Below are 22,969 nucleotides of genomic sequence, written 5' to 3'. Positions count from 1 at the left end.
CGTTACACTTCCTTTAATATCTCTTCTAATTCAACTTTTCCGGTATATAAGGCCTTGCCTACGATTGCACCATACAAATGTAATTGGTGCAATGTTTTGATATCTTCTATAGTCGAAATACCACCAGATGCAATCACATCAATGTTCAGATGGTCATTCATCGTTTGTAATTCTTCAAAATTTGGACCTGCAAGCATACCGTCTTTTGCAATATCTGTATAGACGATTGTTTTAACACCTAATGCTTCTAATTCCTTGCCGAAGGTAAGGGCTTTTCGGTCAGTCGTTTTCGTCCAGCCATCAGTGGCAACATAACCTTTTTTCGCATCTATAGATACAACAATTTTTTCACCAAAGGTTGAGACAGCCTCTTTTAAAAATACGTCATCTAAAATAGCGGATGTGCCAAGAATGACACGACTCACTCCACTCTCCAACAATGCTTCAATTTTTTCAATAGAGCGAACTCCACCACCAACTTGTACTGGAACGTCGACTGTACTAGCGATTTCTTTAATGGCGGTTAAATTTTTACTTTCACCAACTAAGGCACCGTCTAAATCTACGATGTGTAAAAACGTAGCCCCTTTTTCCACCCATTTTCGGGCCATTTCTACTGGATCACCGTACGTGTCTTGCTGGTCGTATTTTCCTTGTACGAGTCGGACCGCTTTCCCGTCTCGAATGTCGATAGCCGGAAATATAATCATGTAACCATCTCCCCAAAATTACTTAGTAGCTTCATGCCTGTTTTGGAACTTTTCTCTGGATGAAATTGCATCCCTACAACGTTATCTTTTCGGACTACCGCCGGAACTTCGATTCCATAGTCGGTCCAAAATACAACCTCGTTTTCATCTTTCGGATTTACATAATAAGAATGAACAAAATACGTATATTCTCCTTCCCCAATCCCGTTGCCAATTTCATCATTGTTCCCTCGTAACAATTGGTTCCAACCCATATGGGGAATCTTTAAGTCATGTTCAAATCTTACAACTTCTCCTTTTAATAAACCGAGCCCAGCCCACTTTCCGTTTTCATAGCTCGTTTCGTAGAACAGCTGCATCCCTAAACAAATACCTAGAATTGGCTTACCTGCCGTTACATTTTCTTTAATAACATCAACGAGACCTACATTTTCCAGGTTCACCATCGCATCACGAAAAGCACCTACTCCCGGTAGAATGAGTGCATCACTTTCATTTACTTCTCGTTCGGTTGAAATAATTTTTCGATCTAAACCGAGCTGGTCCAATGCATGACTCACACTTTTTAAATTTCCTGCTCCATAATCAATGATTCCTATCATAGTTATTAGCTCCTTTTTACAGCATTCCTTTTGTTGAAGGTACGCCAACTATCCGCTCTTGTTTTTGTGTAGCTTCATCTAATGCACGGCCGAATCCTTTAAAAATAGATTCTATAATATGATGTCCATTACGGCCATATTGCAGGTTAATATGGAGGGTAACCCCTGCATTGCTAGCGAATGCACGGAAAAATTCTTCCACTAATTCTGTATCAAATTGGCCCACTTTTTCCACTGGCATTTCAGCATTAAAATGAAGAAAAGAACGGCCACTAATGTCTAATGAAACCATAGATAAAGCTTCATCCATTGGTGTAAAGACTGTTGCGTATCTAGTTATACTTTCTTTATTTCCTAATGCTTCTTGAAACGCCTTACCTAAAGCAATACCTACATCCTCTACGGAATGGTGAAAGTCTACGGCTATATCACCGTTACATTTTACATCGAGATCTAATAAACCATGTCTTGTCATCAATGTTAGCATATGGTCGAAAAAGCCAATCCCCGTATCAATGGTACCCTTTCCTTCCCCATCAATGTGTAAGGCGAGTTCAATTTCAGTTTCCGTCGTGCTTCTTGTAATCGTTCCTTTTCGCATCATAATCCCCTTTGCTATTCCTTATTTTCAAAACGAATATTTATCGCATTGGCGTGTGCTGTTAATCCTTCATTATTTGCAATTGCAGTGATATCATGTTGGACTTTCCTAAGCTCTTCCTCATTGTAGTAGATTAAACTGGAACGTTTTAAGAAATCATACGTTCCTAGTGGTGATGAGAATTTTGCAGTTCCATTCGTCGGTAATGTATGGTTTGGACCGGCAAAATAGTCTCCTAATGGCTCCGGGGAAAAACTTCCGAGAAAGATAGCCCCAGCATTTTTCACTTTTGGTAGTGCCTCAAATTCTTTATTGATCATAATTTGCAAATGTTCAGGTGCTATGTCATTAACGATATCAAACGCCTCTTCTATCGTTTCCGTTACAAAAATACGGCCAAACTCCTTAATACTCTTTTCCATGATCGACTTTCTCTCAAGTCGTTGCATTTGGATCGTCACTTCAGTTGAAACGGCCTTTGCTAATGCCTCATCATTTGTCACTAAAGTTGCAGATGCTAATTCATCGTGTTCAGCCTGAGACAACAAATCCGCCGCTATAAAACGAGGGTTTGCCTTTTCATCTGCTAATACACAAATTTCGCTTGGGCCTGCAATCATATCAATATCAACTTTGCCAAATACCGCTTTTTTCGCCCTTGCCACAAAGATGTTACCAGGCCCTACAATTTTATTTACCGGTGCAATCGTTTCCGTTCCATATGCTAATGCTGCTATCGATTGTGCTCCACCAATTTTATATACTTCGCTGATGCCAACCGTTTTAGCAGCTGCTAATGTATATGGATTCACTCTTCCATTTTGATCTGGTGGTGTTACCATCGCAATTTGTTCTACACCTGCCACTTGTGCAGGTATTGCATTCATCAGAACAGTTGAGGGGTAAACAGCCTTTCCACCCGGAATATAAATACCTACTCGCTGTAATGGGCGAATTAATTGACCAAGCATAATTCCATCACCTTTATGAGTCAGCCACGATTGTTCCACCTGCTTTTCATGGTAGGTTCTTATGTTTTCAACCGCTTTACTTAAGGAATCAAGGAACTGTGGATCGACAAGCTGTAACGCTTCATGAAATTCCTCTTCGGTTACTTGTAATTGTTCTAGCCTCACACCATCAAATTGTTCCGTATAGGCACGCAATGCTTCATCCTTTTGCCGCTTTACCGTTTCAATAATTTCTGTAACAATCCGGTCTGTTTCTTCAAAAGATGTTCCACCGCGATTATTTAAATTTTCAATAATTTCCTCCACGTTCGCCTCATTTGTTGTTTTAATGATTTCCACTATTCAGCCCCTCCTTATTATAAAGTGGTTCGTATTTTCTCGATTAACTCGTGGGTACTTTCTACTTTCGTTTTAAAGCTGGCTTTATTTACAATTAACCGGGCACTAATATCAGCGATATCTTCTACTACTTTCAGACCGTTTTCTTTCAATGTTCGTCCTGATTCGACAATATCGACAATTACGTCGCTCAAACCAATTAAAGGGGCTAACTCTACCGAACCGTGTAGTTTTATCGTTTCGACATAAATCCCTTTTTTACTATAAAAATCTTTTGCAACGTTTGGATATTTTGTAGCAACGGTTAATTTTTGTTTTGCGCTTGGTAAATCAGTCGACTGAGCAGCAACGGAAAACTTACATTTTCCGAACCCTAAATCAAGAACTTCATAAACATCGGCTTTCGCTTCCATTAATGTATCTTTTCCAACAATTCCGATGTCTGCAGCCCCTTTTTCTACATATGTTGCAACATCATCGGCTTTGACTAAGATTACCTTAACTTTATGGTCGTTATCATCAAATATAAGTTTTCTACTATCAGTTGTTAAATCAGAAAAATGGATATCAACTTCGTTTAATATTTCTATTGCCTTCTTTGCAAGTCTTCCTTTTGCTAATGCAATTGTTACTCCGTTCACATTACAGCCCCCTAATTAACTCAACGACATTTTCTATAGATTTCAGTGATTGTATGTTTTGTTGTTCATCGACAATTTGAAATCCTTTATCACTTACATGTATCATTACGGAAAACGGCGGAACTTCTTCATTTCCATATGGATTGTTTTTCATATTTGTCGTTTCAACAATAAATCCTTTTTCCCGTAAAAGATTCGCTGTCTTTACAGCTTCTTTCCGATATGTTGGTTCAAATGTAAGAAGAATCGCTTTTTCCTCAAAACGATCAGGTTGTAACTGATGAATTCCCATAGCTTCGATTAAGTCATCGACGTATATACCAAAACCAGTTGCAGGAATTTCATAACCAAATTGTTTACATAAATGATCATAGCGGCCACCCACCACAATCGGCTTCCCATATTCTGGAACAAAGCCTTGGAAGATGGTTCCGGTATAGTAATTCAGATGATTAATTAAGCCTAAATCTAAGGTGACAAACTGTTCATAACCATCTTCTACTAAGTGCTCGTATACTTCTCTTAACTTATTTAACTCTTCTTCCATCTTTTTGGTCATAATGAACTGCTCTGCTTTCCGAAATAGCTCCTCACCTTTTCCGTATAAGGACGGAATATTTAAAATGGCTTCCCTATAGTTTGTTTCTATCGATAGAGTTTCAACGAGACGGGAAAGTTCAGCAAAATTTTTATGCTCGATTAAGTAACGAACTTGGTTAAATTGTTCAACAGATAATCCTGAACCGTTAATTAGTTCTTTAAAAAAGTTAGCCTGGCCTATATCAATTGTAAAGCCTTCAAACCCTAGCTTTTGCAAAGACTGAATCGCCATCGTAATGACTTCTACATCTGCGTCAATGCTTTCTTGCCCGAAAAATTCAACACCAGCTTGAGTAAATTCTCGATTTTGTTGAACTTTCTTATCGGTTCTAACTCGGAACACATTTGTAATGTATGAAAGCTTAAAGGATGATTGTTCTTTTCCATCTTGATAGTCATTTGCAACCATTCTCGCAATCGGAATTGTTACATCAGGTCGTAACACTAAAATGCGGCCATCCCGATCAATTAACTTAATCATTCGATCTTTTTCTATCGTCGCCTTCGTTTCTGTAAATAACTCATAATATTCAAATATCGGTGTTTGGACTTGTTTATATCCGAACCGATTAAATAATGTTTTAATTTGAGAAATCGTATTTTCTTTCGTTTCAAAATCAGAGGAGTATAAGTCCCATACCCCTTCTGGAATGTGATGGTTCATGCCCATTCACCAACCTTTATTAGTTTATCGATTTAACACTTTATCTCTTCATTTGATTAAAGTTAGATTTATTGTAAAATGGTAACTATGAATTGTCAACATGTTTACCTTTGACTATATTCATAATAAAATGCACCTATAGTATAGTGAAAGAGAGGAATATTCCATGAAATTTGATTATCACGTACACAGCGAATTCTCTGCCGACTGTAACATCCCCATGGAGAAAATGGTGGAAGCTGCTATACAGAAGGGAATTCAAAAAATCTGTTTTACAGAACACATCGATATTGATTATCCGGATCCGACGATTGACTTCGATTTAAACTTGACCGGCTATGCCCAAAAAGTAAAAGACATGCAAAAACAATACGGAAATGATATAGACATCTACAAAGGCGTAGAACTAGGCGTACAGCCTCACGTTTTACCACAGTATGAAGAAATTGTTGCTAACAATTTCTTTGACTTTATTATTTGCTCTATGCACACAACCGACCGAAAAGATTTACACTCTGGTAACTTGTTTACCGATTGTTCATTGCATGAAGCTTATGAAAAATATTATAGTGAACTTCTTCACTGTGTAAAAACATATAAAGAATTTAACATTGTCGGGCACATTGATTTAGTAAAACGATATAAGTATGAATATAATGTTCATCACTTTCTCGATATTATGGAAGAAATTTTCCGTGTTATAATTCCGGAGGGGAAAGGAATCGAAATTAACACGTCGAGCTTCCGTTATGGTTTAGATCAATTTATGCCCAGCAAGGATATTCTTCAATTGTATAAGGAGATGAACGGGGAAATTATCACCATTGGTTCTGACTCCCACAAACCAAATACACTAAACGACCGTTATGATGAGTCTGTCGCTCTCTTACAAGATTTAGGTTTCAAATATGTAACAACGTTTCAAGACCAGAAGCCTTCATTTCATAAAATTACGTAATTACATGAAAGAAAAAGAAAGTTTATATAAATTAAAGAAGGGGCTGTACTCAGCCCCTTTTCTTATGATTTGAAAAAATCTCTGTTTAATTGGATATAATCTTTTTCCCCATCAGGAACATCGTCCTCGTGGTAGATAGCTTCTACCGGGCAAACGGCTTCACATGCCCCGCAGTCAATACAAATTTCCGGATCAATATAAAACATGTCCTCTCCTTCTTCAATACATTCAACCGGACATACGTCTACACACTCGGCTGCTTTTTCATCTTTACAAGGTGATGTAATAATAAATGCCATAAATAAAAGCCCCTCCTTAGTAAAATTCTTTTCTAACTATATATTATTAGAGATAGGCATAGAAAAACCCTTTTTTTTTATATTTTTAACAGATAATTTTAAAGGTTCTAACAATAAAATGTAAGGTAACCTCATATATTTATTCGAAAAACAAACGAAATGGGAGTGTTTGTTCATGAAGTTAATTGCATCACATGGTGAAACGTTATTTCAGTTAAGTAAGAAATTCAATATTCCATTTCATTTGTTACAAGATGCTAATCGATATGTACCATCAGAGTTACAAGGGGGCGAATCCATATCTATCCCTGGATACCTTAACAACACACACATCATCAAAAGCGGAGAAACCGAACATTCCATAAGTCATAAAGCAAATATCCCTTTACACATATTAAGATTTGTTAATCAAAATCAAGCGATTAACCCAGGATCTACATGGTCATTGCCATTTCGTATACGTACAAAAACGGTTAAAAACCAGCACCATTATGATTATCATCAATTAGTAACCGATCTCGATTTATTGACTTCAATTTTTCCGTTTATACATATTGAACAGATTGGCACAAGTGTTATGGGAAAGAGTATTTTTGAAATAAAAATTGGAAGGGGGCCAAAGAAAATACACTTGAACGGAGCATTTCACGCTAATGAATGGATTACGTCGGCAGCTATAATGACTGCACTGAACGATTATCTACTCGCTCTTACTAACGAAGAAAAGATGAACGATCTTGATGTATCGAAGTTTTATGAAAATGTAACGTTGTCCGTAGTTCCAATGGTTAACCCAGATGGTGTTGACCTTGTTTTGAATGGTCCACCTCATGACCCATACTTTAAAGAGCAAGCGGTAAATATTAATGAAGGTCATACAAACTTTAGTAGTTGGAAAGCGAATATTAATGGTGTCGACTTAAACAATCAATTTCCTGCAAAGTGGAAAGTTGAGAAAGATCGGAAAGTAAAGCATCCCGCACCACGAAACTTTCCCGGGGAAAAACCGCTATGTGAACCAGAAGCAAAAGCTATGGCCGATCTAGTAGAAAAAGAGAATTTCCACCAAGTCCTTGCCTTTCATACGCAAGGAAAAGTAATTTATTGGGGATATGATGAAAAGGAGCCTGTCATAGCCGAAACAATCGTCAATGAATACGGACGGGTGAGTGGGTATACACCAGTGCAAACGGTTGACAGTCACGCAGGATTTAAAGATTGGTATATTCAACAATATGAACAACCAGGGTTTACGATTGAGCTGGGAAAAGGTATTAGTCCACTTCCCCATTCCCAGTTCCCTTCTGTTTACGAGGAATGCTGCAACATATTTTTAGCTAGTTTATATATGTCATAAAAAAGTGAGAGTAGTTTAGTTTAAGTAGTTCCGATACTGTGGAGAAAATCTAAAATGACAAATGATATGACATATTAAAACACACTACTTTTAGCACCATAAATAACATTATAAATAGTAAACAAAAACGCTTGGGTAAAAATAACTCAAGCGTTTTATTTTTTATATTGTCTTGTTCAACTAACGCCCCCGTTACTTTAAGTACATTCTTTCACAAAGTTAGTTAGATTGATGTTATTTGAATGCGCAGTATCTTTGTACTGCGTAGCAAATGATCTCTTGTTCTTCTTCAACATTAGCCCCCTTGTTTGAAATAACAAATTCAATCTTAAATTATTTTAATATTGAACTATACATAAAAATTACTTTATTCACCTAATTGATACGACTGTTTTTTTTATTTGCACATAGCATATATTAAAAATAACTCATTTTCTTTTAATAGATATATCATTCCTTCCGAGACTCCTCCCTCCAAAGAGGTGTCTCTTTTTTGTCTTGTTAATAAAGAAATGGAACAATCAATACTTATAAATACCAATTTGAAGGGAAATATGAGCATGAGGTGATTACATGGATAAAGAAAATTTAAAGCTCACATCTGCCGAGATAGGAACTTTGTGGGGACAATATATAAATGGAACAATGGTTGATATTGTAAACAAGTATATGTTATCGATCATAGAAGATGAAAAAATCAAGGCGCTTTTTGAAGATGCCATAAAGACATTTTCTAGTCAAAAAGAACAGATTACAACGTTCATTGAAAACGAAGGATTTCCAGTTCCAATTGGATTTACTGACTCAGACCTCAATAAAGGAACCAAAAGGTTATTTTCGGACATATTTTGTTTACACTATTTACACATTATGACCCTTCATGGCTTGCTAGGACATACAACATCTCTTAGTTCCTCTGTAAGAAAGGATTTAAGAGATTTTTATGATTCTTGTGATAATGACGGCAAGAGAATGTATCATCAAACCATTGAACTTCTTCTAGAAAAAGGACACTTCCAAAGAGATCCTTATTTTTATCCTGAAAAAAATCCTGAATTTGTATTAGGTCAACAATTTTTAGATGGCTTTTTGGGAGATCAACGACCTATAGCAGCAACAGAAATTATCTCACTTTCTTTTAATATGAAAAAAAAGATTATGGAGAAAACCCTTTCGATTGCATTTAGCCAAGTGGCTCAATCTAAAGAAGTAAGAAGATTTTTACAGTCGGCACAACAAACTTCTGATCAGCAAATTCAGTCATTAGGAAAAATCCTACATCAAGATAATTTGCCCGTTCCTATGTCTTGGGAAACAGAAGTGACCATTTCTCAAGAAGCTCCTTTTTCAGATAAGTTGATGCTATATCACATTGGATTTTTATTGCAAACATCACAAGCTTATCATGGAACGGGACTTGCATCTGCTATGCGAACAGACCTTCTTATGAATTATGAAAAAATCATATTACAAAACCTAATGGTCACAAAAGAGTGGTTTAACCTTATGACCAAAAACAAGTGGTTAGAACAGCCACCACTTGCCCCAAATAGAAAAGAAATTGCAAAAGATAAATAATAGGTACCTGTAAATGAACAAGAATGTTTTTGAGAAACTAACGTGAAGTATTGCACTTGCCGGGTTCTGACTGTTGGAGTTGTTATTTGAGAAGCATAAACAAGTATTTATAAACCCCCCTTCTTTATTCATAAGGGGGGATATTAACGGTTAAAACCTTATTCAACTCCACTGTGCTCCTTTACTTTAGATACATACATTCACAAAATCCTTTGAAGTGAAGGTCTTTGTTGCGCAGTATGTGTCTATCACGCATTAAAGAATGACGACTTTCTTATTCCACATTACTGCCCCGTTAGTTTAAGTGCGTTCCTTCACAAACTCTACATTTATTTTAACATAAAATAACAATTACCTTCTTGGATTTAAAAAATCAGCATCGCAAATAACATTCAAATTCACATAGGAAATGCACATTGACAACAGCCATTGTCATTATGCTATTTGGGGTGCGATTTCGTATGATAATTAACATGTTAAAATCTAATAATCGTGGTATACAAGGAAAAAAGACCAGACCAAATCATATGCGATTTGGTCTGCTAATTAGGCTGCTATTTCGTATGTTTCTCCACCGAAACAGAACTACTTAAGTTTAGTTACTCTCACTTTTTTTCTAGGAACTCCATCCGATTACCAAATGGGTCATAAATATAAAAGCGGTTATAACCAGGTAAACGATTATCGTCAATCACGTCTACATTTTGCTTTTTTATATGTGCTCTAAGCGATTGTAAGTCTTTCACATAAAATGCAGGGTGTGCCTTTTTTGCCGGTTGAAATGGATCTTCCACCCCTATATGTAACTGCTGATGACCACAACGAAACCAAATCCCTCCATTCTTCTGAAGTTCTGTAGGTTTTTCGATTTCTTCCATACCAAGTACCCCTTGAAAAAAACGTTTCGCCTCCAGCTCACACCCTTTTGGCGCCGCTAATTGTACATGATCAATACCTGAAAATTGATACATGCCCATCCTCTCCTTCGCATTAAGTTAATTGGACAGGTACAGGTTGATTCAACGTAATTCCTTCTAGTGATATATAACAACTACGGGCATATACATCGACACCTGTTTCCCTAGCCTGCCCTAGTGCTTCTGCAAATTGTAAATCAATCCAATCAGCTACACGTACTTCATCAATGTCACTTCGTTGACATACAAACAATATGCCTGTCTTATATATCCCTTCTCGAGTAATTTTCGTTAGATGTTTGACATGTTTTGTACCCCTTTTCGTTGGGGCGTCAGGGAAGTAACCTTTCCCATCCTTTTCCATTGTAACACTTTTTACCTCTAACAAATATGGCGCTTTATTGTTTTCTAACAGAAAATCCCACCTTGAGCCGCCATAGGTAAACTCCCGCTGAACAAAAGAATATGGTTCAAATTCAGGTAATTTCTTTTGTTTTAACGCTTCTTCTATTAATCCATTTGGTAATGTAGACCGGAGTGAGACAAGTCTATCAGCATCCCGTTTCTTAACTAGTTGGGCTGTCCATTTCGTTTTTCGATGGGGGACTTCATGGTAAGACACATACACAATATTCCCCTTGACAAGTAGTTCCTTTAATCGTCCTGGATCTGGTAAATGAACAGTAATGACTTCTCCGTTACTGGATAATTTACAAGACAAAATAAACCGATTAACCCGTTCTATAAAGACTGTCTCATATAACTGATCTTGAAATGGTATAAACAATCGTTATGCCTCCTAAAAAAAGAATCCTACCACAAAGGATAGGACTTACTTCCATTAATTCACTTCTTCAAAGTAGTCTTTTAAAAACCCGCCCATTTTGCCCGTATTATCAATGACAAAATAAAATTCTTCTGTTTCATTTTTCACATCATAAATTTTGCCTTCTGTTAGCACATTTTTCACAACATATTTTTTTGCATTTGTATGAATACATTTAATTTGTTTTATCGTTTTTGCATCATTCCACGTCTTATGTATCATCATTACACTCCCTTATATCATCCAACATTTTAAAATGTATATATCGTTATCTTATATTTTTTCATAATATTTATCAACCACCATAGGATTAGCACTTTCTTATACCTTCCCTTTGCCCCCTTACCCTTATTCCTTCGACAGGTTTTATCATTACACGGTCGTATACACTTCCTTCACTAGTTTTTATCGTAAACATTGTTCGACCTCAACTTTTTTCTATATTTCCGTTGAAATTTCGGTATAAAAATCTTTAAAGCGAAAGGTAATACGACGACTACCAGTAATAACCGTATCGCTTGTAATGAACTTACGACGGAAGGGTCCCCTCCCACATCTTGAGCAGTTAACGCCATCTCGACTAAACCGCCTGGTGCTACACTTAACATCGCTGTGGCCATGTCCATGGATGTTATAACATGAAACAAATACCCTAAGCCAAAAGACAAGACAATCAACATAATCGCCAGAATTGTAGAAAGGAGTCCGTATTTTCCTACATTACGAAGCGCTTCAATTGATACGGTATTCCCTAAATAAACTCCTAAAATAATTTGGGAACCAATGAAAAAAGGCGCTGGTAAATGAAACAGTGGGATATCATTCATTTGAAAAAAGGCCGTGCATAGCATCGGAATAATAACAAAACTAGCTGGCACCTTCATACTGCACAACTTCGCGATCCAAAAGAACAGAAAGTATAGAAGAACGGTAAACAACGGGCCTTGCTCAATTGATATCGTGTAACCTCCGCTAGTTGTTGGTTGGTGATTCGCAAAAAAATGAATGGCCGAAAATGGGACGATAAATAACACTGCTAATAAACGAATCGTATGCGAAATTGTTACATAGACTGTGTTTCCATCCATCTCTTCGCTGAGGGCAATCATTGCCGATAGTCCGCCTGGTACTGCACCTAACATATTGGTAGCCATATCCATGGTTGTTTTTCGTAATAAAATATATGCGCTGACAAGACTGATGACAATCAAAAATAACGCCAACAGCAAATACGGTATAATATACGGTGTTACAATAGATAAAGTATTATGCGTAAACGTTGTTCCGATTTGAATACCTAATAATACAAAACTAACATTGCGTAACCTTAAAGAAGTTGCTGTTTTTCCGGAAAATGCTTTATAAATAATTAAAAGGAAAAGCGGGCCCAATATCCACGGTAAAGGAAAAGATAAAACGTAAAATATTCCCCCACCGATAAGTCCTAACAGTAAGGACACGCACAAGCGAAATATATATGATGACACAAACATTACCTCTTTCAATCAAATAAATTTAGTGCAAAATTGATGACTTTTCGATAATCTTAGATTATACCGAACAATGTATAACTTATAAACTATCTTGTTCAGGAGGATGTTTATGTACAAGGAATTTTATGTGTTTGATAAACAAAACAAAAAACCTAAAAAGGCGCTCATTCGCAATTATACAATCAATGATTTTCCAGCACTCATCCAAGTGCAGAAAGAGGCTTTTCCCCCACCATTTCCATCTGATTTATGGTGGAATGAAGATCAATTAAACAACCATGTGAAACAATTCTCTGATGGTGCTCTATGTATAGAGATTGATGGACAAATCGTCGGATCTATGACGGGACTTATGGTTGAATTTGATATGCATCATTTGGAACATACATGGGAAGAAATCACCGACAATGGTTACATACGAAATCATAATCCTAATGGAAACACGTTATATGTTGTAGACATTTGTATATCTCCACGATTTCGTTCATTAGGATTGGGGAAACACTTAATGCAATCTATGTATGAAGTTGTTGTTCATCTTCGACTAGAGCGCTTACTTGGTGGTGGACGAATGCCGAATTACCACAAATATGTAAATTCACTCAATGCATCACAGTACGTTGAAGAAGTTGTCGCAGGGAACATTTATGACCAAGTCATCACTTTTTTACTTAAATGCGGACGTACACCAGTCGCACCAGTTCCGAATTATTTAGAGGACGAGGAATCTTGTCACTATGGATTATTAATGGAATGGAAAAACCCTTTTTCATAAAAAGAAGGCTTCAACGTAATGTTGAAGCCCCTATTTATTGAAATAGTACTAAGTATTTTTCATATCCTTTCTCCGCCATTTCATCTTTTGGAATAAACTTTAAAGCTGCAGAGTTAATACAATAGCGCAGTCCTCCATGTTCTACAGGACCGTCCTCAAACACATGACCTAAATGACTATCCGCTACAGAGCTGCGAACTTCTGTGCGACGCATTCCATACGAATCATCAAACTTTTCAACGATTTGTTCAAGTTGTATTGGTTTTGTGAAGCTTGGCCACCCGCACCCAGCGTCATATTTATCCCGAGATGAAAACAGAGGTTCACCCGATACAATATCTACGTAAATCCCCTCTTCCTCATGATTCCAAAACTCGTTTTGAAATGGAGGCTCAGTGCCATTCTCCTGGGTTACGTTATATTGCATCGGTGATAATTTGTCTTTTAGTTTTTCTTTTTCATCTTCCGTGTTCCAATGTTGTTCAATAAACGCTTCACGACCTGATCCTTTTTTATACATTTTATAGTGTAAAGGCTGTTTTTGGTAATATTGTTGGTGATATTCTTCTGCTGGGTAAAACGTAGACGCTGGCAATATTTTCGTTACAATTGGTTTCGAAAACTTTCCGCTTTTCTCTAACTGCTCTTTTGATTCCTCAGCTTTTTGTTTTTGTTCATCATCATAATAAAAAATAGCCGTTTCATATGACGGGCCCCGATCGTGAAACTGCCCACCTGGATCAGTTGGATCTATGAGGCGCCAATATATAGCAAGTAACTCATCATATGAAAAGACATTCGGGTCGTACGTAATTTGCACAGCTTCATAATGACCTGTATCTTGTGTTATAACTTCCTCGTAGGTTGGATTCTTTGTACGGCCGCCTGTGTAACCTGACACCACTCTTTTAATTCCTGGACGAGTTTCAAAAGGCTCAACTAAACACCAAAAACAGCCTCCCGCAAAGGTTGCTGTTGCATAAGTTTCATTTGCCATATTTATTACCCCCTCTTCTTCTGCTTATATTATACATATAATTTCGGTTTCGATATTCCTTCCCGTTGCTTTCTTTTTGTTTTTATTTCGTAATCTTCGTCTAGTAAAAACTGTTCTAAATCATATGAACTTTCTACACTATCTTTGAAACTACTTTCATCATCTATTTCTTTTGAAAAATTTTCACTCTCTTCCACCGATTCTTCAGTTGTATCATTTAACATTTTCCACATTTTCACCATAGTCGGTAAATTTTTTACCATCGGACCATACTGTTGAATCATCGGAATCGTTTGTTGGGCCAAATTAATCGCCTGTTGGGCATTTTTCATAATTCCATCAATTCCACCTGGACCGTACATACCCGGCCCCATGTGTCCACCAGCACCTGGATGATTCATACCACCTTGACTTGAAAACCGTTGCATCAGTTGTTGAAGTAACCCTCCACCTTGCTTCGGTCCGATTGGGCGACGTTGATGCATAGGCTGGAACTGAAATGGGTTGTGCGGTGAATGTCCTCTCGGTGGCCGCATTGGGGCTTGCCGATGATTTCCCATAGGAAATGGACTGTTTCTCATTCGACTTGGGGGCAAGATCATAACCTCCTTTTCACACGTATGCTACTTTACTGTACGATACAACGGTTAGAAAAGTGTAGGCGGTTATATGTAAATTTTGTACATATCACGAAATTTCCCAATCTATCGTTGGTTCCCCTATTGATTGCAAATAATTATTTGTTTTAGAGAACGGACGACTACCGAAAAAGCCTCGTCGGGCAGACAACGGACTTGGATGAGGTGCCTCAATAATCAAATGGTGATGATTGTGAATCATCCCTTTCTTTTGTTGGGCTTGCCTCCCCCATAAGATAAAAACGACTGGCTTATCTCGCTCATTTAACAAACGAATCACTTCGTTCGTAAATAAATCCCACCCTATTTTTTGGTGTGAATTCGCTTCATGAGCCCTTACTGTTAATACAGTATTTAATAATAATACCCCTCTTTTCGCCCAATCTACTAAACATCCATGATTCGGGATTGGACAGTTTATGTCCTCATGTAACTCCCGATATATATTACGTAATGAAGGAGGAATTTTCTCCCCCTTTCTTACAGAGAAACTTAATCCATGTGCCTGATTCAACCCGTGATAGGGATCTTGGCCTAATAAGACTACTTTTGTAGCGTGATAAGCCGTATAATGAAAAGCTTGAAACACTTCTTCTTCCTTTGGATATACTGTAGTATTGCGGTATTCTTTTTCTAATGTTGATTTTAACGTTTGAAAATAAGACTTTTGAAATTCACCTTTCAATATTTCATGCCAATCATTTGGTAATTGCATCGAACCGCCCTCTTACTTTCGTAACAAAATAAAAACAGACACAAACAGTGTGTCTGGTAAAAGTTTACCACGCTTCGATGGGATGCTCAATGTATCTACATTTTAGTTTACGCTATATAACGAAACAAGTTGGTACGTACAAACCGTCTTTTGTTCAGCCATCGCTAATTTCTTTACTTTGGCTGTTCCTATTTGGTCTGAATCTTCGTGTCGCATGATATCAATAGGTTCATCTAACGGAAACAGTTTATAGCCATCAAAAACAATTTCAAACGTATTATCTTCCTGATTCACCCGTTGCTCTCTTCCCCTCGTAATAATACGCCATTCTACCGTTAATGGTATTGACATGCAGACCCCTCCGTAATTTTGATATCTCTATCTTACGCTACCGTGTATCCGTTTACAAGAGGGTAATACTTATGGAAATGATTTCGTTCTAACTGGAAACATCGCCAACACTTGTTCCTTATAAAATGTGCGATATCCTTTACGCAAATAACAATACCCATACCACTTTTGATTATTTTCGCCAATGATCTTCACCTTACGTTTGGACCATTCCCCTTGCTTGTTACAATAAATCATTTCGACAAATGGTTCTGTCCCGGCATGATTTTTTGAAAGCATTTAAAACACCTCCATCACCATTATACACGAACAAATGTTCTTTCATCCACTTTAATTCGAATATATGTTCGTATATAATGTATGTAAGAGGTGATGAATTATGCATAAAGACCGAGGAACGATAAAATGGACTTCCCTCATGTTGCCAGAACATGTTGAGAAACTAAAACATATGTGGGCAGACGAATATGATGTAAATCAACCGCCGTTACTTGATGAGCAGCAGCTTGAAGATATGAATCGAATTTGCGCACAAGCATATCACAACAAAACGATCGTCCAAGTCACTGCATTTGACCAACACGAAACGAAACACTTTACCGGAACCATTACAAGGATAAATGAGCAACGGCAAACTTTCACAATCACTACTCCTAAAGAAAACGTAATGATTCCCTTTTCGAGTATCATTCACATAGAATAAGCAAAAATTCCGCGAATGTCTCAAACATTATGCCAATTGACCACATATGGTATTAGTGAAAGTTGCAAAGGAGGGATAACAAATGTCACACACTTATAACCAAGGTTTTGTATTACTTGTCGTGCTGTTCATTTTGTTAATCATTGTTGGAAGTGCTTACGTTTACTAAAAACGTGTAACTCCGATACACTTTTTCACCACCGAAAACAATCTACCGTTTCAAATAAAAAACAGGTTCAGTTATAAACTGAACCTGTTTTATTCTTTTTCCTCTCTCTCATAAACATCCCAAAGGTGGTCGAAGACTCGCAATGCACCACTAAATGGTGAATTCCATTCAAAATAACGACTAACCTCGTCATATGAGCTTGACTGCTTCGGAAAATCATGGTCCTCAAACATCCAGTCTGCCAATCGTCTTTCTTCTGAATTTTTATGTGAACCACGATATCTCATCATAAAGTGATAAAATGAACGCACAATTTAACTCCTCTTTCATATCTTTGTTTTTACTCCACTGTTATTTGCTCCTCTTCTAACCTTAACTTTTTCCGATATGCAATTTCAGATGTAAAGATGGCGACTTCATACAATACGATTAATGGAGCTGCCACAAATAGTTGTAAAAAGAAATCAGGTGGTGATAGCATCGTACCGATAATGACCAAAACGAAATAAGCATATTTTCGGACTTTCTTCATTTTAGTAGGTGTAATAAATCCTAAGCTCGTTAAAAACATAGACACAATCGGAATTTCAAAAAAAAATGCAAATGGCAGTGTAATTTGTAAAAGAAAACGGAAGTATCTCCCCGCCGTAAACATCGTTTCGAACATTCCTTCACTCAAAGACAGAAGAAAGTTGAACACCATCTCTTGAATAATAAAATAACCGAAGCACAGTCCTCCGACAAACAATAGAAATACCGCCGGTATGTAGGCAATGGTAATTTTCCGTTCCTTCGGCGTCAAGGCCGGTTTAATAAATAACCAAACTTGAAAACAAATAACAGGTATGGTCAATGTAAACGCAAATATGCTGGCAATCATTAAATAAATCCAAAGGGCTTCACCAGGGCTTATGATTACCAGGTCGAATGTAAGATTCCGGGTAAAATATTGATAAATTTGTTTTACATAAATAAAACCGATCACAAAAAATGTAATAAAAAATAAAAATGACCAAATAAGACGCTTCCGTAACTCTCCTAAGTGTTCTGTTACTTCCATTTCTTGATCATTTAGAAGTTGTTCCTGCGACATGCTGGCACCTCCACGACACCTTCAAACGATAAGCTTTTGACGAAAAGAAGATGTAAGGCAAATTCCCTTACACCTTCAAATAGTTATTTTTTATTTGGATCTGATGCCTCGACTTTGTGTGCGTCATCCTTTTCGTCAGACATGACACCGCTAGCTGCCTTCTTAAACTCTCTTAACGATGAGCCTACTGCCTTTCCGATTTCTGGTAACTTTGATGGACCAAACACAATTAAAGCAATTACAAGGATTAAAATTAATCCCGGCACTCCAATGTTGGATAACATACGATCACCTCTTAAAGAGTAAGTAAAAATTAGTCTTTTTGATTAGAAATACGTTTTGTTTCTTTTTCATCGTCTGATACGTCATTTGTTAACTCTTTTGTTGATTTCTTAAATTCCTTTAACGTTTGCCCAGCAGCACGTCCTAGCTCTGGTAGCTTTTTTGGACCGAAAATGATTAAAGCTAATATGAAAATTAGAATTAAACCTGGTATCCCTATGTTCACATTCCATCACCTACCGTTATGTCAATTAATTCATTGTATCTATTATAAAATACGATGGCAAGCCTATTAATTTAATTGTACCCTTATTTTGGCCGACTTTCACCAAACATGCAAATATTTTCTCGAGAAAGGTGACAAATGTTTATGACTTTACATATTCACAGAAATAATAATTGTAAGGGTTTTTCTCATCTTTCGTTCCCTTTTCTTTTGAAATTAATTTCCATTGTGATAGGTCAACGTCAGGAAAGAACGTATCAGCTTGAAAATTACCTTCGATTTTTGTTAAATACAATTTATCAGCAAAGCGAATTGCATCTTTAAACAAATGATAGCCGCCAATGACGAATACTTCCTCTTCTGGGTGTTGTTCACTTAATTGATGAACTGCCTCCCAATTATGAATCACTTTGCACCCTTCCGCTTTAAAGTCCTTATTACGGGTAAGGATAATATTTTCCCGTTTCGGGAGAGGTCGTCCAATCGATTCGTATGTTTTACGTCCCATCACAATCGGGTGGTTGACTGTTTTCTCTTTAAAATACTTTAAATCATTTGGCAAATGCCATGGCAATTGTCCATCCTTCCCAATGCCGTTTTCATCATCTACTGCAACGATTAACGAAATCATATTTATTCCTCCTTGCTCTTCATTACACTGCAACTGGTGCTTTAATTGCAGGATGAGGGTCATATCCTTCTAATATAATGTCTTCTACGGAAATTTGGAAAATAGAGTCGATATGTGAATGAATCCGAATCGACGGTAATGGTTTCGGACTTCGAGTTAATTGCTCATGAACTTGTTCCATATGATTAGAATAAATATGAACATCACCAAACGTATGCACAAACTCCCCTACTTCCAATCCACATTCATAAGCAACAAGGTGTGTTAACAGGGCATAGCTAGCAATATTAAATGGTACCCCTAAGAAAACATCGCCACTACGCTGATAAAGCTGACAAGACAATTTGCCGTCTGCTACATAGAACTGAAACATCGTATGACAAGGTGGTAATGCCATTGACGGAATATCTTCAGGATTCCAAGCAGAAACAATTAATCTTCGTGAATGTGGATTGGTTTTAATCGTATGAATTACATCTTTTAATTGATCAATGGTTTCACCGGCAGAAGTTTTCCACGCTCTCCACTGCTTCCCGTATACATCCCCTAATTCCCCATACACTGTAGCAAATTCATCATCTTCTAGTACACGCTGTTTAAAAATGCGCATCTGTTCTTCATACAATTCACGAAATTCTTCATCCTGCTGTGCACGCAGGCCAAAGTTTGTCATATCTGGACCGTTATAGTCTTCACTTTCGACCCATTTTTTAAATGCCCATTCATTCCAAATATTATTATTATGTTGTAACAAAAATCTAATATTGCTATCGCCCCGTAAAAACCATATTAGTTCACTTACAATTAAACGGAACGGAACTCTTTTCGTTGTTACAAGAGGAAAACCTTCCTGTAAATTAAAGCGCATTTGACGACCAAAAACACCCTTTGTACCTGTTCCTGTACGGTCCATCTTTTCGGACCCATTTTGTAAAATGTCACGACATAGCTGTAAATATTGCTCCATCTTTTGATACACCCCAATACTAGATATAAGTTACTATTATTTTAACATCTAATTGACTATATTTGTTAACATCTTTGTTACAACTCGACATTCAAAACATAATTTCTATAAAGCCTCATATAAATGTTACATCTAAATTGAAAAGGTGGTGTTTTCAAATGAGTGGTATTGGCAAACACCCTGTGATTTTTGGGACCCTCGCTACTAGCTTAGCATTCTCCCAACCGTTTTCTGTTTATTTAGAGATAGACATTAAACAGCAGAACGAAAAATTAAAAAACGCAGGAACGTTGTCTTACGGTACACATAACGAAGCTGTTAACATACTGCAGCGCAAATTAAAAAAACTTCATTTATATGAGGGTGAGATTAACGGGAAATTTGATGTCATCACCGAGCATTATGTAAAACAGTTCCAACGAAAATATTTACTTAATGTAACGGGACGTGTGAATAAAGAAACTTTGCAAAAAATTACTGAGTTAGAACGGGAATTTTATTTAGCTCCCCTCTCTTCATTAGAAGAAACAACAGTCGATATGGGATATCATAGCGAAGATGTAAAAAAAATTCAGATGGCCTTACACTACTTTGGATACTATCAAGGAGAGTTTGATGGTATATATGGTCCATTGACAAAGCAAGCTGCTGAACTATTCCAAACAGAACATGACATTCCCGTTAAAACTGAACTTGATAAACAATTTGTTGAACATATGCAATCGATTGAGGAGAGAAATAAAGCCGTTGTTCATACCGTTAAGAAGATTCCCGATCAAAATCAAGTGAAACATAACGTAGCCACAAGTGATATCGTGTCTCTTGCGAAATCTTACTTAGGTACGCCTTACGTTTGGGGGGGCGAATCTCCGAGTGGCTTTGATTGTAGTGGATATCTACAATACGTATTTAAACAAAAGGGCTACCAAATCCCACGAACAGTATCAGATATATGGAACGCCACCGTTCCTGTAAACCAACCTAGTGTTGGAGATCTAGTCTTTTTTGAAACATATAAACCAGGACCATCCCATGCCGGCATTTACTTAGGTAACGGAGAATTTATTCATGCTGGCACAAGTGGTGTTACTGTCAGTCATATGAGTACCTCTTATTGGGAAACTAGATACTTAGGTGCAAAACGTGTTGTGCAGTAAGAAAAACGGGGAAGACATTCATTATATACGAATGTCTTCCCCGTTCCATTCTTTATAAAATGTTTTTAAGTAAAGTTCCATAAATTGATGCCGTTCTTCAGCAATTTTTTCACCTGTTCTCGTATTCATGTATCCTTTCAGTTTTAGTAACTTTTCGTAAAAGTGCTGAATGGTCGTTTTCCCTTTCGATCTGTAGGAAACATTGGCCATTTCTTCAGGTAAAGTTGGGTCGTGCATCGGACTTCCTTTACTCCCACCATATGCAAAGGTACGTGCAATACCGATAGCACCAATTGCATCTAATCGATCAGCATCTTGAACTATCTTCCCTTCCAGTGTCATAGGCACACGGTGGTTGCCTTTGAACGATATATCCATCGCGCTCCATATTGAGTCAATGAGAGATTGTGATAAATGGAAGGAGTGGAGTATTTCATTTACCTCTTCTTTTGCCTGATGAACGGAGTCAGTTAATTTTTCATCCGGAATATCATGTAATAATGCGGCCATTCTGCAAATAAACGTATCTCCCTTTTCTACTTTTGCTATTGTCTCGGTTAATGAATAAACACGTTTGATATGCCAGTAATCATGTCCTGTTGCATCCTTCATTAACCGTTTTTTCACCCACTGTTCCGTCTCTTGTAATATGACTTGTTTATCCAATTTCATGATCCTCCAAATAAATTCATTTGTCTCGGGTGTAACCCTTCATACTCAATTCCTAATAGGGATTGTAATTGTTTTGCGTTATTTGCTGCATCTCCTCCAGAATTATTGTTAAACAAAACTGTAATATGCTTACTATCTTCCTTCAATTGATGTAACCAGTTTCGCCACTGAAGGAGTTCATCCTCATTATAATTATAGAGAAAGCGCACTTCACGCCAATTGTGCCTACCGTTTTTCTTCCAACCATGGACATTACGTCCATGGAACCGTATTAATGTTTTTTCTTTATGTGTTGCTTCTAATACAGTTGGTATTGACCCTTGCCCTGCCTGAGGTTCGTCACATATCGAATGTATCCATCCTTCATTTTTCATAAAAGCAATTGTTTTAGCCGTTACATGATCCGAAGAAAACCAAGATCGGTTACGAAATTCTAACGCCAACGGTAAATCGGCTAAGTGATTTTTAATAAACCTCAACCGTTTAATATTCTTGTTAGTAAGATCAAACCAAGGGGGAAACTGAAACAGTACCATATCAAGCTTACCAGCCTGGATGACTGGTTGTATTGATTCCCGGTATTCCTGTAATAAATGTTTCACCTCTCCAACAGACCGTTCCACCCGATCATGACCTGTTAGCGCTTGAAATGCCTTAACGACAAAGGTAAAGGAATCCGGTGTTTCCTTTACCCACTTTTGATAATTACGTTCTGGTTGAATTGCATAAAACGAAGAATCAATTTCGACGACCGGAAAATGGGAGGCATACTCCATTAATTTTTGTTGATGAGAGGTACCATGCTTATATAGTGAATCGTGATCTCCCCAACCCGTTAACCCTATATGTATTGTCACACTATTGCCCTCCACTTAACTACATTCCATTCTTAACTTATATCATACCAAAAGAAGCACGAAATGTAGAAAGAGATTGCATTGTTCGACATAATTCGATGTTTTATTAGGAAAGTACATCCTAATGGGTAACTAAACTTAAATTGAGTTGACTCAATCGCTATAATAAGCTATACTAAT

At 37.2% G+C, this 22,969-nt stretch carries 31 protein-coding genes; 7 read left to right on the top strand and 24 right to left on the bottom strand.

Going from position 1 to position 22,969, the window contains the following annotated elements:
- Positions 1-2 precede the first annotated feature (2 nt).
- Genes hisA through hisZ form a run of 6 tightly spaced genes read right to left on the bottom strand, consistent with a single transcriptional unit; the run spans position 3 to position 5,128 of the window.
- Positions 3-710 carry a 1-(5-phosphoribosyl)-5-[(5-phosphoribosylamino)methylideneamino]imidazole-4-carboxamide isomerase gene (gene hisA, locus NLW78_RS04625; RefSeq protein WP_254495813.1) on the bottom strand — a complete coding sequence of 236 codons (708 nt, stop codon included), beginning with the start codon at positions 708-710 and terminating at the stop codon, positions 3-5.
- Positions 707-1,312 carry an imidazole glycerol phosphate synthase subunit HisH gene (hisH, locus tag NLW78_RS04620; protein ID WP_254495812.1) on the bottom strand — a complete coding sequence of 202 codons (606 nt, stop codon included), beginning with the start codon at positions 1,310-1,312 and terminating at the stop codon, positions 707-709. Before hisH ends, hisA begins: the two co-directional genes overlap by 4 nt.
- Positions 1,313-1,328: 16 nt before the next feature.
- Positions 1,329-1,913 carry an imidazoleglycerol-phosphate dehydratase HisB gene (gene hisB / locus NLW78_RS04615; RefSeq protein WP_254495811.1) on the bottom strand — a complete coding sequence of 195 codons (585 nt, stop codon included), beginning with the start codon at positions 1,911-1,913 and terminating at the stop codon, positions 1,329-1,331.
- Positions 1,914-1,927: 14 nt separating this feature from the next.
- Positions 1,928-3,223, bottom strand: coding sequence for a histidinol dehydrogenase (gene hisD / locus NLW78_RS04610; RefSeq protein WP_437181944.1), 1,296 nt, complete (start codon positions 3,221-3,223; stop codon positions 1,928-1,930).
- Positions 3,224-3,240: 17 nt separating this feature from the next.
- On the bottom strand, positions 3,241-3,864 hold the full coding sequence (gene hisG, locus NLW78_RS04605) for an ATP phosphoribosyltransferase (RefSeq protein WP_254495810.1): 624 nt from the start codon (positions 3,862-3,864) through the stop codon (positions 3,241-3,243).
- Position 3,865: 1 nt separating this feature from the next.
- Positions 3,866-5,128, bottom strand: a complete 1,263-nt coding sequence (gene hisZ / locus NLW78_RS04600) for an ATP phosphoribosyltransferase regulatory subunit (protein WP_254495809.1) — start codon at positions 5,126-5,128, stop codon at positions 3,866-3,868.
- Between the two features lie 166 nt (positions 5,129-5,294).
- Here hisZ and NLW78_RS04595 point away from each other — a divergent pair, with 166 nt between their 5' ends.
- Positions 5,295-6,086 (top strand): histidinol-phosphatase HisJ family protein, encoded by a 792-nt coding sequence (locus NLW78_RS04595; protein WP_254495808.1) that lies wholly within the window; start codon positions 5,295-5,297, stop codon positions 6,084-6,086.
- A gap of 62 nt (positions 6,087-6,148) precedes the next feature.
- Here the strand turns inward: NLW78_RS04595 and NLW78_RS04590 are convergent, their stop codons facing one another.
- Positions 6,149-6,385: a ferredoxin family protein gene (locus tag NLW78_RS04590; protein WP_254495807.1), complete on the bottom strand. Its 237-nt coding sequence runs from the start codon at positions 6,383-6,385 to the stop codon at positions 6,149-6,151.
- Between the two features lie 175 nt (positions 6,386-6,560).
- On the opposite strand from NLW78_RS04590, the gene NLW78_RS04585 reads away from it, so the two are divergent.
- Together NLW78_RS04585 and NLW78_RS04580 are read left to right on the top strand one after the other, a co-directional pair.
- On the top strand, positions 6,561-7,742 hold the full coding sequence (locus NLW78_RS04585; protein ID WP_254495806.1) for a M14 family metallopeptidase: 1,182 nt from the start codon (positions 6,561-6,563) through the stop codon (positions 7,740-7,742).
- Between the two features lie 573 nt (positions 7,743-8,315).
- Entirely contained in the window at positions 8,316-9,320 is a 1,005-nt protein-coding gene (locus tag NLW78_RS04580; RefSeq protein ID WP_254495805.1) for a DUF3231 family protein, read from the top strand.
- A gap of 605 nt (positions 9,321-9,925) precedes the next feature.
- Here the strand turns inward: NLW78_RS04580 and NLW78_RS04575 are convergent.
- The 4 genes from NLW78_RS04575 to NLW78_RS04560 all read right to left on the bottom strand — a co-directional run bounded on the left by NLW78_RS04575 (position 9,926) and on the right by NLW78_RS04560 (position 12,550).
- Positions 9,926-10,291: a VOC family protein gene (locus NLW78_RS04575; RefSeq protein ID WP_254495804.1), complete on the bottom strand. Its 366-nt coding sequence runs from the start codon at positions 10,289-10,291 to the stop codon at positions 9,926-9,928.
- Positions 10,292-10,310: 19 nt separating this feature from the next.
- A complete protein-coding gene (gene sfsA / locus NLW78_RS04570; protein WP_254495803.1) occupies positions 10,311-11,024 on the bottom strand; it encodes a DNA/RNA nuclease SfsA in 714 nt (237 codons plus the stop codon).
- A gap of 54 nt (positions 11,025-11,078) precedes the next feature.
- Positions 11,079-11,285 (bottom strand): DUF6501 family protein, encoded by a 207-nt coding sequence (locus NLW78_RS04565; protein WP_254495802.1) that lies wholly within the window; start codon positions 11,283-11,285, stop codon positions 11,079-11,081.
- Between the two features lie 176 nt (positions 11,286-11,461).
- Entirely contained in the window at positions 11,462-12,550 is a 1,089-nt protein-coding gene (locus NLW78_RS04560) for an AbrB family transcriptional regulator (protein WP_254495801.1), read from the bottom strand.
- Positions 12,551-12,665: 115 nt separating this feature from the next.
- Between NLW78_RS04560 and NLW78_RS04555 the strand changes: the two genes are divergently transcribed.
- On the top strand, positions 12,666-13,331 hold the full coding sequence (locus NLW78_RS04555; RefSeq protein WP_254495800.1) for a GNAT family N-acetyltransferase: 666 nt from the start codon (positions 12,666-12,668) through the stop codon (positions 13,329-13,331).
- A 34-nt stretch (positions 13,332-13,365) separates the two neighbouring features.
- Here NLW78_RS04555 and msrB read toward each other — a convergent pair whose 3' ends face one another.
- The 5 genes from msrB to NLW78_RS04530 all read right to left on the bottom strand — a co-directional run bounded on the left by msrB (position 13,366) and on the right by NLW78_RS04530 (position 16,311).
- Positions 13,366-14,328 (bottom strand): peptide-methionine (R)-S-oxide reductase MsrB, encoded by a 963-nt coding sequence (msrB, locus tag NLW78_RS04550; protein ID WP_254495799.1) that lies wholly within the window; start codon positions 14,326-14,328, stop codon positions 13,366-13,368.
- Positions 14,329-14,357: 29 nt separating this feature from the next.
- Positions 14,358-14,924: a VrrA/YqfQ family protein gene (locus tag NLW78_RS04545; RefSeq protein ID WP_254495798.1), complete on the bottom strand. Its 567-nt coding sequence runs from the start codon at positions 14,922-14,924 to the stop codon at positions 14,358-14,360.
- A gap of 91 nt (positions 14,925-15,015) precedes the next feature.
- The gene (locus NLW78_RS04540) at positions 15,016-15,681 is read right to left on the bottom strand and encodes a uracil-DNA glycosylase (RefSeq protein WP_254495797.1); all 666 of its coding nucleotides are present in this window, start codon (positions 15,679-15,681) and stop codon (positions 15,016-15,018) included.
- A gap of 102 nt (positions 15,682-15,783) precedes the next feature.
- Positions 15,784-16,032 (bottom strand): DUF2584 family protein, encoded by a 249-nt coding sequence (locus NLW78_RS04535; RefSeq protein ID WP_254495796.1) that lies wholly within the window; start codon positions 16,030-16,032, stop codon positions 15,784-15,786.
- A 69-nt stretch (positions 16,033-16,101) separates the two neighbouring features.
- Positions 16,102-16,311 carry a WYL domain-containing protein gene (locus NLW78_RS04530; RefSeq protein WP_254495795.1) on the bottom strand — a complete coding sequence of 70 codons (210 nt, stop codon included), beginning with the start codon at positions 16,309-16,311 and terminating at the stop codon, positions 16,102-16,104.
- Between the two features lie 100 nt (positions 16,312-16,411).
- On the opposite strand from NLW78_RS04530, the gene NLW78_RS04525 reads away from it, so the two are divergent.
- The gene (locus tag NLW78_RS04525; protein ID WP_254495794.1) at positions 16,412-16,735 is read left to right on the top strand and encodes a YolD-like family protein; all 324 of its coding nucleotides are present in this window, start codon (positions 16,412-16,414) and stop codon (positions 16,733-16,735) included.
- An 82-nt stretch (positions 16,736-16,817) separates the two neighbouring features.
- Positions 16,818-16,904, top strand: coding sequence for a YjcZ family sporulation protein (locus NLW78_RS15640; RefSeq protein ID WP_254496090.1), 87 nt, complete (start codon positions 16,818-16,820; stop codon positions 16,902-16,904).
- Positions 16,905-16,993: 89 nt separating this feature from the next.
- On the opposite strand, the gene NLW78_RS04515 is transcribed toward NLW78_RS15640, so the two are convergent.
- The 6 genes from NLW78_RS04515 to NLW78_RS04490 all read right to left on the bottom strand — a co-directional run bounded on the left by NLW78_RS04515 (position 16,994) and on the right by NLW78_RS04490 (position 20,103).
- Entirely contained in the window at positions 16,994-17,215 is a 222-nt protein-coding gene (locus tag NLW78_RS04515; RefSeq protein WP_254495793.1) for a YozE family protein, read from the bottom strand.
- Positions 17,216-17,244: 29 nt separating this feature from the next.
- Positions 17,245-17,997, bottom strand: coding sequence for a twin-arginine translocase subunit TatC (tatC, locus tag NLW78_RS04510; protein ID WP_254495792.1), 753 nt, complete (start codon positions 17,995-17,997; stop codon positions 17,245-17,247).
- A gap of 83 nt (positions 17,998-18,080) precedes the next feature.
- Entirely contained in the window at positions 18,081-18,281 is a 201-nt protein-coding gene (gene tatA, locus NLW78_RS04505) for a twin-arginine translocase TatA/TatE family subunit (RefSeq protein ID WP_254495791.1), read from the bottom strand.
- Positions 18,282-18,310: 29 nt separating this feature from the next.
- Positions 18,311-18,505, bottom strand: coding sequence for a twin-arginine translocase TatA/TatE family subunit (gene tatA, locus NLW78_RS04500; RefSeq protein WP_254495790.1), 195 nt, complete (start codon positions 18,503-18,505; stop codon positions 18,311-18,313).
- Positions 18,506-18,647: 142 nt separating this feature from the next.
- Complete coding sequence (locus NLW78_RS04495) at positions 18,648-19,136, bottom strand: dihydrofolate reductase (RefSeq protein WP_254495789.1); 489 nt, start codon at positions 19,134-19,136, stop codon at positions 18,648-18,650.
- Positions 19,137-19,158: 22 nt separating this feature from the next.
- The gene (locus tag NLW78_RS04490) at positions 19,159-20,103 is read right to left on the bottom strand and encodes a thymidylate synthase (protein ID WP_254495788.1); all 945 of its coding nucleotides are present in this window, start codon (positions 20,101-20,103) and stop codon (positions 19,159-19,161) included.
- A 158-nt stretch (positions 20,104-20,261) separates the two neighbouring features.
- Between NLW78_RS04490 and NLW78_RS04485 the strand changes: the two genes are divergently transcribed.
- Entirely contained in the window at positions 20,262-21,260 is a 999-nt protein-coding gene (locus NLW78_RS04485; RefSeq protein ID WP_254495787.1) for a C40 family peptidase, read from the top strand.
- Positions 21,261-21,281: 21 nt separating this feature from the next.
- On the opposite strand, the gene NLW78_RS04480 is transcribed toward NLW78_RS04485, so the two are convergent.
- Positions 21,282-21,926 carry an HD domain-containing protein gene (locus tag NLW78_RS04480; RefSeq protein ID WP_254495786.1) on the bottom strand — a complete coding sequence of 215 codons (645 nt, stop codon included), beginning with the start codon at positions 21,924-21,926 and terminating at the stop codon, positions 21,282-21,284.
- 2 nt (positions 21,927-21,928) lie between these two features.
- Positions 21,929-22,789: a DUF72 domain-containing protein gene (locus tag NLW78_RS04475; protein WP_254495785.1), complete on the bottom strand. Its 861-nt coding sequence runs from the start codon at positions 22,787-22,789 to the stop codon at positions 21,929-21,931.
- Between the last annotated feature and the right edge of the window lie 180 nt (positions 22,790-22,969).

Source organism: Salirhabdus salicampi (assembly GCF_024259515.1).
In the GTDB taxonomy this organism is placed as follows: domain Bacteria; phylum Bacillota; class Bacilli; order Bacillales; family Alkalibacillaceae; genus Salirhabdus_A; species Salirhabdus_A salicampi.
The sequence above is the reverse complement of the archived record's forward strand: the minus strand, read 5'-3'. Positions and strand labels throughout refer to the sequence as shown.